This is a genomic window from Cellulosimicrobium sp. SH8 (genome assembly GCF_025818875.1).
Lineage (GTDB): Bacteria > Actinomycetota > Actinomycetes > Actinomycetales > Cellulomonadaceae > Cellulosimicrobium > Cellulosimicrobium cellulans_D.
This window is the reverse complement of record NZ_JAMXMH010000001.1, coordinates 480,797-493,178: the sequence shown is the minus strand read 5'-3', so window position 1 is coordinate 493,178 and position 12,382 is coordinate 480,797. Positions and strand designations below refer to the sequence as shown.

Sequence of the window (12,382 nt, the reverse complement as noted above, 5' to 3'; positions counted from 1 at the left end):
GGCGGGCCCGCGCTCGGTCGTGCTGCGAAGTGGCTCAGGTCGGTCAGGCGAGGCCCTCGGCCCGCCGCGCGAGCGCGACGACGTCCGCCGCGTCGGGCGCGGCGTCCTGCGCCCCGGGCCGGGTCACCGCCAGCGCGCCCGCGGCCGCGGCCAGCCGGGCGGCGTCGGGCACGTCGGCGCCGCGCGCGAGCGCCGCGGCGAGGACGCCGCAGAACGTGTCGCCCGCTCCGGTCGTGTCCACGGCCTCGACGGCGACCGCGGGGACGTCAGTGAGCAGCTTCCCCCCGGGCAGGCGCTCGGCCACGAGGCTCCCCCGGCCGCCGAGCGTCACGACGACGGCCGGGACGCGCAGGAGCAGGAGACTCGCGAGGCTGCTCGGGTCGGTCTCGCGCGCCGTCGCCCCCTCGGGGCCCGGAGCGCCCTCGGCGCCCTGCACGTCTCCGGGACGTGGCGCCGTACGGAGGGCGACCCCGGCGAGGTCGGCGGCCTCGTGCTCGTTGACGACGAGCACGTCGATCGCGGCCCAGACGTCGTCCGGCAGGTCGCGCGACGGCGCCGCGTTGAGCACCAGCAGCGCGCCGGGGCGACGCGCGGCCGCGGCGGCACGGACGACGTCGAGCGGGATCTCGAGCTGCGCGAGCACGACGTCCGCCGCGGCGATCCGCTCGGCCTGGGCCGCGCTGACCGTCACGTGCGAGTTCGCGCCGGGCGCGACGACGATCGCGTTCTCGCCGTCGGGCGAGACGGTGATGAGGGCGGTGCCGGTCGGGACGTCGACGCGCTCGACGAGGTCCGTCCGCACGCCCCCGCGGTCGAGCGACGCGAGCAGCAGGTCGGCCGCGTCGTCGTGCCCGAGCGCGCCGACGAACGTCGTGTCCGCTCCGCCCGCGCGCGCCGCGCCGACGGCCTGGTTCGCGCCCTTGCCGCCCGGGTTGCGGCGGAGGTCGCCGCCGAGGATGGTCTCGCCGCCGCCGGGGTGGCGCGGCACGTCGACGACGAGGTCGACGTTCGCCGACCCGACCACCACGACCCGCCCCGAGCCACCCGGGACGGTCCCGCCGCGCGCCGGGTCCTGCCCCGCGTCCGCCGTCGTGCTCATGCCTGTGCCTCCTCCGTGGGACCCTGCACGGCTCCCCCGGCCACCACGACCGGGACCGTCGCGAGCGCGACCGTCCGCGCCGCGAGGTCCACGATCCTCTGCTCGCCGCCGGGCAGCGAGGTCGCGATGTGGCCGTCGAGCGGACGGGTCCACTGGTCCCCGATCCCGTCGACGCCCTGCAGCGCACCCACCACGCCGCCGACCGTCGCCCCCGCGGAGTCGGTGTCCCAGCCCGCGGTGACGGCGATCGCGACGCTCGCGCCGAAGTCGCCGCGACCGTCCGCGCCACGCCCTGCGGTGAGCGCGTAGGCGATCACCGCGGCGTTGTCGAGCACGTGCACCCAGTGCAGGTCGCCGTACGCGGCGTGGATCGTGTCGAGCCCGGCGCGCACGCCCGCCTCGGACGCGTCGCCGTCGCGGCCCGCGTCGCGGCCGAGCCGGATCGAAGCGGCCAGCCGGCTGCCCGGCGGCAGGACGGCGTCCGCCGCGTCGAGCACCTCGTCCACCGTCTCGCAGACCATCGCCGCCGACGCGAGCGCGGCCGCCCACATCGCGCCGTAGACGCCGTTGCGCGTGTGGCTCAGGCGCGCGTCCGTCCACGCGAGGCGCGCGGCCTCGCGCACGTCGCCGGGCGAGACCCAGCCGAGCACGTCCGTGCGGATGAGCGCGCCGATCCACTCCCGGAACGGGTTGTGGTGCGTCGCCGTCTCCGGCACCGGCCGCGCGTCCAGGATGTTGCGGTACGCGGCGCGCTCGGCGGTGAACACGCGGCCCGCGGGCAGCGCGTCGAGCCAGAGCTGTGCGACGTCGTCCGTCGTGAACCCGCGCCCGTGCCGCTCCAGCAGGGCGAGCGCGAGGATCGGGTAGTTGAGGTCGTCGTCCTCGGGCATCCCGTCGATGTTCTCCTCGAGCGACGTCGGGGCGCTGCGCCGGTTCCACGGCCAGCGCGCGGCGACGTCGTCGGGCAGCCCGACGGCGGTGAACCAGCGGTCGAGCGGCCACCGGCCCGTCGCGCGCAGGATCTCCTCGATGCCCGCGCGCGGGATCTTCTCCACGGGCTTGCCGAGCAGGCAGCCCGCCGCGCGCCCGGTCCACGCGCCGAGCACGCGGTCCGCGTACGCGGCGTCGGCGGTGCCCGTGCCCACGGCCGTGCCGGCGGAGGACCCGACGGCGCCCGGGCGGGTGGGCAGGCCGGGCGCCGCCGGGAGCATGGCGAGGATCGCGTCCCAGTCGTCGGGCTCGTGCGGCGCGGGCGCCGCGGGGAGCGCGTCGAGCTCGACGAGCAGGTCGCGCGCGAGCGCGCGCAGCGCCGGGGTCGCGGGGACGGGACCGGCGCCGCTCACCGCGGGGACGGGGTCGCCACCCGCGGCGACCCAACGGTCGCGGACGTCGGCGAGCGACGCGGGGTCCTTACCCTCCGCCGTCGCCTGGACGAGCTCGTGCGCGAGCAGGTCCTCGGGCTGGGCCCAGGTGAGCCTCACGCCGGGTCACCCGCCCGCGCGGACTGCGCCGCGCCGTCGGGCACGCCAGTCCCGTTCCCGTCCACGGACGCGCCGCCGAGCTCGGCGAGCGCGCGCAGGCGCGACGTGGCGCGCTCGCGGTCGGAGCGGAGGATGTCCGCCGCCGCGGAGGCCATGAGGCGGCCGGTCTCCCGGACGTCCATGCGGCTCGCCTGCTCGATCGCGTCGAGCCACTCGTCCGGCACGACGGCGGTCCCGCCCAGCCCGGCGCACACGGCACCGGCCATGACGGCGATCGAGTCGGCGTCGCGCCCGTAGTTCACGGCGCCGAGGACCGCGCCGCGGAAGTCGCCGCGGTGCCCGAGCACGAACCCGAGGGCCGCGGGGAGCTCTTCGATGGACTTGGTGCGCGACGGGCGGCGCGCGTCCATCGACATCTGCCGGTACGCGGGCCCGACCGAGTCGAACGGGGCCACCGTCTCCCGGACGAGCCGCGCGAGCGCGCGCTCCTCCTCGTCGGTCGTGGGCGCCGTCGTCCAGCCGTCGAACGCCTCGACGACGGCCTGGAGCGCGGCGGCCGTGCCGTCGTGCGCGACGTCGAGCGCGGCGTGCACGACGTCGTCGACCGTGGCCCCCGGCGCGACGGACGCGGCGACCATGGCCGCGAACACGCCCGCGGCCTCGCGGCCGTAGCTCGACTGGTGCGCGCCGGTGAGGTCGATCGCCTCGGCGTAGGCGCCACGGGGGTCGCCCGCGTTCGCGAGACCGACGGGCGCGACGTACATCGCGGCACCGCAGTTGACGACGTTCCCGACGCCCGCCTCGCGCGGGTCCACGTGCCCGTAGTGCAGGCGCGCGACGATCCACTTCTCGGCGAGGAACACGCGCTGCAGCAGCAGCGCGGTCGACTCGAGCTCCGGGATCCAGCGCGGCTCGCCGATCATGAGCGGCACGAGGTCCTCGGCCATCGCGTACGCGTCGAGGTGCTCGCGCCGCTTCGCGTACACCTCCACGAGCGCGCGCGTCATGAGGGTGTCGTCCGTGATGTGCCCGTCGCCCTTGTGGTAGGGCGCGATCGGACGCGCGTCCTGCCAGTTCGGGTACCAGGGCTCCACGATCCCCGTCACGCGCCCCCCGTGGCGCTCCTCGATCTGCTCGGGGGTCCAGCCCTCGGTGGCGCCCCCCAGCGCGTCCCCCACCGCCGCTCCGGTGATCACTGCCACCGCTCGGTCGTCCAGCCAGGTCACGGTCCACTCCCTGTCGATCTCTCCTCGGCGCGCGAGGCGCCCGGTGCGACCCGTCGGGGCCGCGGTTCCCGGCCGGGGCGGTCGTGTGCGCGACCGCCCCGGCCGCTGCTGCTCGGTGCTCGCCACGACCGCTGTCACGGTGCGCGGCGAGCGGCCGAGGTGCTACTTGGTGATCTCGTCCCAGCCGGCCTCGAGCTCGGTCGCGAGCTGGTCGGCGTCGATCTCCTGGGCGAGGAACTTCTGGTACGCGGGCGTCGCGACCGTGTCCTTCCACTGCGCGTACGCGTCGACGAACAGGTACGGCGCCGACGTGAGGAACTGGCCGGACGAGAGGATCGTCGACCAGCCGTTCTCGTCGCCGAGCGACGCCGCCATGGCCTCCTGGGCCGACGTCGTCGCCGGGATGAGCGCGTCCGCCTCGTTGAGCGCGGCGAGGTTCTCGGTGTCCGTGAAGAACTCGATGAACTCCGCGGACTCCTCGACGTGCTCGGAGTCGATGTTCACCGACAGCGTCTGCGGGTTGGCGGCCTGCTCGGCGCCGTCGGGACCCTCGAGCGGCGGCAGCACGACCCAGTCGAAGCCCTCGGGGGCGTCGTTGGCGATGTTCGCGGCCTGGAACGAGCCCTGGATCGTCATCGCGACCTGGCCCGCGTAGAACGACGCGAGCGTCTCCGACCCGGACTGCGTGAGCGTCACCGGCAGCACCGTGTTGTCGGTGTGCGCCATCTCGTCGACGAGCTCCGGCAGCGCCATCTCACCCTCGCCGATGGTGATGCTCGCGTCGGCCCCGGTGCCCTCGAAGTACTGGCCGCCGAACCCGGGGGCCATCGCCATGAACGCGGCCGTCGGGCTCGCGAGCCCCCACCCGAGCCCGTACGCGCCGTCCTTCGTCGTGGCCTTCGAGATCTCGCGCAGCTCGTCCCACGTCATGGTCTCGCCGGTCGGGATCTCGACGCCGGCGGCCTCGAGCATCGTCTTGTTGGCGAACACCATGTAGGACTGCAGCTCGGTCGGGTACGCGATGACCTGGTCGTCCACCGTCACGGAGTCGAGGATGCCCTCGGGGATGTCGGCGCGCTTCTCGTCCGACATGTACTCCGACAGGTCGGCCAGGTAGCCGTCCACGGCGAAGGGCACGATGCTCGCGGCCTCGTAGTGGATGATGTCCGGCGCGGCCCCGCCGTTGAACTGCGTGATGAGCTTGTCGTAGATGCCGTCCCAGCCGGCGGGCACGATCTCGACCTGGACGTCGGGGTTGGCCTCGTTCCAGTCCGCGACGATCTTCTCGGTCGCCTCGATGGCGGCCGGCTGGTCGGACAGCGACTGGAACTTCAGCGTGACCGGGCCGCCGTCGGCGCCGTCGTCCCCGCTGCCGCCCCCGCTCGAGCAGGAGGCGACGAGCAGGGTCGTGATCGTGAGGCATGCGGCGATGGACGCACCACGAGTCTTCATGGTTCTACCTTTCGGGTGGGGGTGTTGCAGGGGGTACATCTGGGGGGGTCACCCCTTCACGGCGCCGGACAGCAGACCGCCGGTGAGCTTCTTCTGCATGATCGAGAAGAAGACGATGCTGGGGATGGCCGCGAGCACGGAGCCCGCGGCGAGCGGACCGAGCGCCACCTTGCCCTCGCCGCCGATGAACATCTTCAGCGTGATGGGCAGCGTGTAGTTCTCGGGCGACTGGAGCAGGACGAGCGCGAAGAAGAACTCGTTCCACGAGGAGACGAAGCTGAACATGGCCGTCGCGACGACGCCCGGCATGAGCAGCGGGAAGACGATCGTGCGGAGCACGGTGAACCGGCTCGCGCCGTCCATGGAGCCCGCCTCCTCGAGGTCCACGGGGATCGCGGAGACGTAGCCCTGCATCATCCACAGGGCGAACGGCAGGGTGTACGTGGTGTGGACGAGCGTGAGCCCGACGAGCGAGTCCGTGAGGCCGATGGTCCGCAGGATGAGGAACAGCGGCAGGATGATGAGGATCACCGGGAACACCTGGCTCACCAGGATCCAGCCGACGCCCGCCGCGCGGATCTTGCCCCGCAGGCGCGCGAGCACGTACGACGCGGGCAGCGCGATGACGATGACGAGCATCGTCGAGACGACCGCGACGATCGCGCTGTTCCACGCCGAGCGCACGAGGCCCTGCCGCGAGAGCGCCTGCGAGTAGTTCTCCCAGTGGAAGTCCTGCGGGATCAGGCTCACGGTGAGCGAGTTGAGCTCGCCCGACGACTTGAGCGACGCCGAGATGAGCCAGAGCAGCGGGAAGCCGAGGAAGAGGATGTAGAACGCGAGGGCCACGTACTGGGCCGGGCGGACGAGTGCGCGCACGGGTCAGCTCTCCTTCTCGGAGCGGAACTGCGACCGCAGGTAGATCGCGAGCAGGAGGACGACCACGACGACGAGCACGACGCCCATCGCGGCGGCGTAGCCGATGTTCCGGTTCTTGAACGCCTCGAGGTAGGTGAAGAGCATCGGCAGCATGGTCCGGCCGCCCGGCCCGCCCTCGGTGAGCACGTAGACCAGCGAGAACGAGTTGAAGTTCCAGATGAAGTTCAGCGACGTGATCGACGTGATGATCGGGCGCAGGCTCGGGAGCGTCACCGCCGTGAACCGGCGCCACGCGCCCGCGCCGTCCATCGCGGCGGCCTCGTGGAGCTCGTCCGGGATCTGCTGGAGCCCGGCGAGCAGCGTCACCGTGGTCTGCGGCATGCCGACCCACACCCCGACGACGATCACCGCGGGCAGCGCGGTCGAGAAGTCCGCGAGCCAGTTGATGTCGTCCGGCAGGCCCAGGGCGCCGAGGAACGCGTTGAGCGGCCCCGCGTTGGGCGAGTAGATCATCTGCCACATGATCGCCACGACGACCGGCGGCATCGCCCACGGGATGAGCGCGAGGACGCGCGTCAGCCCCTGGAGCCGGAGCCCGGAGTTGAGCAGGAGCGCGAGGCCCATCGCCGCGACGAGCTGGAGCAGCGTCACCGAGACGGCCCAGATCATGCCGATGCGGAACGAGTCCCAGAAGAACGAGTTGTCCGCGAGGCGCACGAAGTTGTCGACGCCCACGAACTGGTAGTCCGGGTGGCGCACGAGCCGCGCGTCCGTGAACGCGAGCGCGACGCCCATGACGAGCGGCGCGACGCTCAGCACGAGGATCGGCAGGAGCGACGGCAGGACGAGCGCGACCGCCTCGCGCCGCTTGGCGCGCGCCATGCCCCCGGTCCGGCGCGGGGCGCCGCGGTCCGGTCGGCGCGCCGCCGCGGCGTGCGGGTCGCCCGCGAGGGTCGGCGCGCTCATCGAGAACCCCCTCCCGTGGCGTCGACGGTCACCTCGTGCTCGACGGCGGTGGCGGCGTGCTCGACGGCGTCGCCCGCCGCGTGCTGCGCCCCCGCCTCGGGCGTCGCGGCCGGGGCGGCGGTCGACTCGCGCACGACGAGGCGCGGCCCGACGGCGGTGTGCCGCCCGGCCTGCGCGTCGCCGTCCACGAGGTCGACGACGAGCTCCGCGGCGATCCGCCCGCGCTCGGTCGAGCCGAGCGAGACGCTCGTGAGGCTGGGCTGGAACACGCGGCCGATCTCGGTGTCGTCCATGCCGGTCACCGCGACGTCCTCGGGGACCGACAGGCCGCGCTCGCGGACGGCCCGGATCGCGCCGATGGCGAGCAGGTCGTTGGCCGCGACGATCGCGTCCGGGCGAGCGCCGCCGTCGGACCCGTCGAGGAGCGAGCGCGTGGCGGCGAGGCCCGCCGCGACGGTGAAGTCCGCCGCGACGACGGCGTCGGCGCGCTCGCCCGTGAAGTCGTCGCCGCGCGTCGCGGCGTCGAAGCCGCGCTGGCGCGCCTCACCGGGCGTGGTGTCGAGCGGGCCGTTGAGGAACGCGAGCCGGCGGCGGCCGAGGCCGAGCAGGTGGCGCACGGCCTCGCCGATGCCGCCCGCCGAGTCGGTGGACACGGAGTCGATGCCGCGGTCGGCCAGGGTGCGGCCGATGACGACGACGGGGACCGGCGCCTGCCGGATCTCCTCGACGAGCTCGTCGTCGGTGCGCAGCGGGCTGAGGATCATCGCGTCGACGAACCCGCTCGACAGGCTGCGCACGAGCTCGACGGTGGACCGCGTGGTGTCCCCCGTCGTCATGACGACGACGCGGTAGCCGTGCGGCGCGAGGACCTCGTGGATCGCGGTCATCATCTCGACGTAGACGGGGTTGCCGATGTCGGCGACGGCGAACGCGACCTGGAACGTCTTCTTCAGGCGCAGCGAGCGCCCGATCGCGTCCGGGCTGTAGCCGAGCTCGGTGGCCGCGGCGCGCACGCGCTCGACCATCGCGGGGCTCGCGCCCGTCCCGTGCAGGGCGCGGGAGGTCGAGGCCAGGGAGACCCCGGCCCGCTGTGCCACCTGGATCAGCGTGGCGCGTGATGACGTCACTGTCGTCCACCTCGTCGTCGAAGGACCGTTCAGAGTTGGAAACGTTTCCAGACTGACGACCTCGACAGCCCTGGAAACGTTTCCGGGTTCCGCACACTCTCGCACCCGCCGTCGCCGTCGTCAACCCCGCCGCGAACCCGCCACGAACCCGCCACGAGCGACCCGGGCTCGGCCTCCCCACGTCCCACAGGTACGGGGATCCCCGTACGGGGGTTGTCCACCGTCACGCGGCGCCGCCAGGCTCGAACCGACCCGACCACCGACGAAAGGTGCACCGATGCACACCCGAGCTCCGGCGTCGTCCTCCCCCGCGGCGTCCGCCGCGGTCGCCCAGCGGCCCGCGTCCCGACCCCTCGCCCTGCTCCTCGCCGTTCTCCTCGTGCTCGTGGGAGCGTTCTCGTGGGCCGTCGCCGGCCCGGCGCAGCAGGCGCACGCCGCGACCTGCGCCCCCGCGTGGAGCTCCGGCACGGTCTACCTGGGCGGCGCCGTCGTCTCGCACGGCGGCCAGAACTGGAAGGCCGGCTGGTGGACCCAGGGCGAGACGCCCGGCACCACCGGCGAGTGGGGCGTCTGGCGCACCCAGGGCGCGTGCGGAGGCGGCGGGACCGACCCGGGCAACCCCGGGAACCCCGGCAACCCGAGCAACTTCGTCGTCTCCGAGGCCCAGTTCAACCAGATGTTCCCGAACCGGAACGCGTTCTACTCCTACCAGGGCCTCGTCGACGCGCTGTCGGCCTACCCGGGCTTCGCGACGACGGGTGGCACCGAGGTCGCCAAGCGCGAGGCCGCGGCGTTCCTCGCGAACGTCAACCACGAGACCGGCGGGCTCGTCTACATCAAGGAGATCAACACCGCAAACTACCCGCACTACTGCGACTACTCCCAGTCGTACGGATGCCCCGCGGGCCAGAGCGCGTACTACGGCAAGGGCCCGGTCCAGCTGAGCTGGAACTACAACTACAAGGCCGCGGGCGACGCCCTCGGCATCGACCTGCTCAACAACCCGTACCTCGTGGAGCAGAACTCGGCCGTGGCCTGGAAGACCGGTCTGTGGTTCTGGAACACGCAGTCCGGCGCGGGCTCGATGTCCGGGCACCAGGCGATCGTCTCCGGCGCGGGCTTCGGCGAGTCGATCCGCTCGATCAACGGCTCGATCGAGTGCAACGGCGGCAACCCGGCACAGGTCCAGTCGCGCGTCACCGCGTTCCAGCGCTTCGCGCAGATCCTCGGCACGACGACGGGCGCGAACCTCTACTGCTGACCCCGCCCCCGGGCAGGTGATCGTGGCCCGTCCCGACTCCGGGGCGGGCCACGGTCGCGCACGCCACGGGCGACAGCACCGGAGCACGGACCACGGCTCTACCTCGCGCGACCAGGGTTCTACCTCGCTGGATGCGGATCTGGCTCGGTACGTCAGAGCGCGGCGAGGAGGTCGCGCATGCGGTCGATCTCGCCGCCCTGGCCGGCGGCGGTCTCGGCCGCGATCTCGTTGGCGAAGAGGTCCTGTCCCTCGACGAGCACGACGTCGACCATGTCGAGCGCGCCCTGGTGGTGCTGGATCATGCCCTCGAGGAAGAGGCGGTCGAACTCCGCGCCGCTCGCCGCCTCGAGCGCGGCGAGCTGCTCGTCCGTGAGCATCCCGGAGACGCCGTCACCGTGCTCGTGCCCCGATCCCTCGGGCGCGCGCGGGCCCGTCCCGCCGACGTCCTCCGCACCCTCCGGGACGGCGAGGTCGCGCGCCTGCAGCCACGACGCGAGGGCGTGGACCTCGGGGCCCTGCGCGGCGGTGACGCGCTCGGCGAACGACCGGACGGCGTCGGACCCCGCGCGGTCCGGCGCGAGCGCCGCGATCTCCAGCGCCTGGAGGTGGTGCTCGATCATCCCGGTCACGAACGCGGCGTCGGCCTGGTTCCAGGAGTCCTCCTCGGGCCCGGCCTCGTAGTCCTCGGGCGCCACCGTCGCCGCCTCCTCGCCCGGCCGCCCGGGCTGCACGACGACGCTCGACGGCGTGGAGGTCGGATCCGGGTCCGGCGTGCACGCCGAGGCGCCGAGCGCGACCCCGAGCACGACGGCGCCGCAGGTCAGGGCGCGTGCGCCGAGGCTCGGGACTGCGTTACCGCTGGGAAAACTCTGCACCCGCCCTGTTCCCTCCGTGTAAAAAGTCACCGCGATGCGCGCGCTTGGGGTGGTCCAGATCACACCTGCCGGACAGAATTCGCAGAACACTACCAAGGAGGTGTTTCGCTCGTGCATCGAACGACGAACAAGACGCGCCGGCAAAGAAGCCGGGTCCTGCTCGCCTCGTCCATGGCGGCCTCTCTCGCCGTCTCCTCGCTCGCCGTCGCCACGTCGGCAGCCGCCGAACCGTCCGACGGCTCTCCCGAGGCGGTGGCCGCGCTCACCGAGCAGGCCGCCGGCTCGCTCGCGGACCTTCCCGCCCAGCGCCTCGCTCCCCTCGCCCAGGCCACCGACGTCCTGGCGCCCGGGGAGGTCGCCGGCAGCCCCAACCTGACCCATGTCGCGAACATCCCGAAGAACGGCGAGTTCGCGCCCGAGGGCCAGTACAGCAGCGACCTCGCGTTCCAGGGCCGCTACGCCTTCGCCGGCAACTACGGCGGGTTCACGGTGTACGACGTCGCGAACCCGACCGCCCCCCAGCAGGTCGCGCAGGTGGTCTGCCCGGGTTCCCAGAACGACATCTCGGTCTACGGGGACCTGCTCGTCCTCAGCACCGACTCGTCGCGCAGCAACGACTCGTGTGACAACGTCGCGCAGAGCGCCACGGTCAAGGACTCGTGGGAGGGCGTCAAGGTCTTCGACATCTCCGACCCGACGTCGCCGCAGTACGTGTCCGCCGTCGAGACGCAGTGCGGCTCGCACACGCACTCCCTCGCGCCGTCGAAGGACGGGGAGGAGCTGTTCGTCTACGTCTCGTCGTACAGCCCCAACGCGGCGTTCCCCGACTGCCAGCCGCCGCACGACCTCATCTCGGTCGTGCAGATCCCGCTCGACGACCCGGCCGCGGCCGAGCTCGTCTCCACGCCCGTCCTCTTCCCGGAGGGCGGCAACCCGGGCGGCAACGGCTCGAGCACGACGTCGGGCTGCCACGACATCACGACCTACCCGTCGAAGGACCTCGCGGCGGGCGCGTGCATGGGCGACGGCATCCTCATGGACATCTCCGACCGCGCGCACCCGGTGGTCACCGAGGTCGTCCGCGACACGACGAACTTCGCCTTCTGGCACTCGGCGACGTTCAACAACGCCGGCACCAAGGTCGTCTTCACCGACGAGCTCGGCGGCGGCGGCGCGCCCACGTGCAACCCGACGGTCGGGCCCGAGAAGGGCGCGGACGCCATCTACGACATCGTGGGCGGCGAGCTCGTCTTCAAGAGCTACTACAAGATCGAGCGGGAGCAGGCGGCGACGGAGAACTGCGTCGCGCACAACGGCTCGCTCATCCCCGTCCCGGGCCGCGACATCATGGTCCAGGCCTGGTACCAGGGCGGCATCTCCGTGTGGGACTTCACGGACTCGGCGAACCCGGTCGAGATCGCGTGGTTCGACCGCGGCCCGCTGTCCGCGGAGCGGCTGATCCTCGGCGGCTCGTGGTCGGCCTACTGGTACAACGGCGCGATCATCTCGAACGACATCCAGCAGGGGCTCGACGTCCTGCTGCTCGACGACCCGATCACCAACGCGGCGAAGACGGTCCTCACGGACGAGCTCAACCCGCAGGCCCAGCCGACGTACGCCGAGCCGCCGGCCTGGTCCAAGGGCGCCACCTACACCGGCGGGTCCACCGTCACCTACGGCGGCGCCGTCTGGCGGGCCCAGTGGTGGACCAAGGGCCAGACACCCGGTGACCCGTGGGGCCCGTGGGAGGAGATCGCGGGCGTCGACGCGGACGGGGTCGGCGCGTGGAAGCCGAGCCGCGTCTACGTCAAGGGCGACAGCGTGACCTACGAGGGGACGACGTACACCGCGAAGTGGTGGACGCGGAACCAGGCACCCGGCGACCGCTGGGGCCCGTGGGCCGCGCAGAGCTGACCCGCACCCCGTCGCCGGACCGCCCGGGCCCCCGGCCCGGGTGAGGTGATGCCCGACGGCGCCCGCTCACCCCGGTGGGCGGGCGCCGTCGCGCACGGGGACGGC

Annotated in this window: 10 protein-coding genes; 2 read left to right on the top strand and 8 right to left on the bottom strand. The window is 73.2% G+C overall.

The genetic code is table 11. The features are described from left to right. Window positions 1-43 precede the first annotated feature (43 nt). From NF338_RS02145 to NF338_RS02115, 7 genes are all read right to left on the bottom strand, one after another. Entirely contained in the window at window positions 44-1,099 is a 1,056-nt protein-coding gene (locus tag NF338_RS02145; protein ID WP_264029264.1) for a ribokinase, read from the bottom strand. Then, a complete protein-coding gene (locus NF338_RS02140) occupies window positions 1,096-2,580 on the bottom strand; it encodes an ADP-ribosylglycohydrolase family protein (RefSeq protein ID WP_264029263.1) in 1,485 nt (494 codons plus the stop codon). The genes NF338_RS02145 and NF338_RS02140 overlap by 4 nt, the downstream gene beginning before the upstream one ends. Then, entirely contained in the window at window positions 2,577-3,782 is a 1,206-nt protein-coding gene (locus NF338_RS02135) for an ADP-ribosylglycohydrolase family protein (RefSeq protein ID WP_264029262.1), read from the bottom strand. The genes NF338_RS02140 and NF338_RS02135 overlap by 4 nt, the downstream gene beginning before the upstream one ends. 186 nt (window positions 3,783-3,968) lie before the next feature. Continuing rightward, window positions 3,969-5,258 (bottom strand): ABC transporter substrate-binding protein, encoded by a 1,290-nt coding sequence (locus NF338_RS02130; RefSeq protein ID WP_264029261.1) that lies wholly within the window; start codon window positions 5,256-5,258, stop codon window positions 3,969-3,971. A 48-nt stretch (window positions 5,259-5,306) separates the two neighbouring features. Then, window positions 5,307-6,134, bottom strand: a complete 828-nt coding sequence (locus NF338_RS02125; RefSeq protein ID WP_264029260.1) for a carbohydrate ABC transporter permease — start codon at window positions 6,132-6,134, stop codon at window positions 5,307-5,309. 3 nt (window positions 6,135-6,137) lie between these two features. Beyond that, a complete protein-coding gene (locus tag NF338_RS02120; protein ID WP_264029259.1) occupies window positions 6,138-7,100 on the bottom strand; it encodes a carbohydrate ABC transporter permease in 963 nt (320 codons plus the stop codon). Next, on the bottom strand, window positions 7,097-8,227 hold the full coding sequence (locus NF338_RS02115) for a LacI family DNA-binding transcriptional regulator (protein ID WP_264029258.1): 1,131 nt from the start codon (window positions 8,225-8,227) through the stop codon (window positions 7,097-7,099). Before NF338_RS02115 ends, NF338_RS02120 begins: the two co-directional genes overlap by 4 nt. A gap of 277 nt (window positions 8,228-8,504) precedes the next feature. Between NF338_RS02115 and NF338_RS02110 the strand changes: the two genes are divergently transcribed. After that, entirely contained in the window at window positions 8,505-9,488 is a 984-nt protein-coding gene (locus tag NF338_RS02110; protein WP_264029257.1) for a glycoside hydrolase family 19 protein, read from the top strand. A 152-nt stretch (window positions 9,489-9,640) separates the two neighbouring features. On the opposite strand, the gene NF338_RS02105 is transcribed toward NF338_RS02110, so the two are convergent. Further along, a complete protein-coding gene (locus tag NF338_RS02105; protein WP_264029256.1) occupies window positions 9,641-10,363 on the bottom strand; it encodes a DUF305 domain-containing protein in 723 nt (240 codons plus the stop codon). 111 nt (window positions 10,364-10,474) lie between these two features. On the opposite strand from NF338_RS02105, the gene NF338_RS02100 reads away from it, so the two are divergent. Further along, the gene (locus NF338_RS02100; RefSeq protein ID WP_264029255.1) at window positions 10,475-12,277 is read left to right on the top strand and encodes a carbohydrate-binding protein; all 1,803 of its coding nucleotides are present in this window, start codon (window positions 10,475-10,477) and stop codon (window positions 12,275-12,277) included. Window positions 12,278-12,382: the final 105 nt, after the last annotated feature.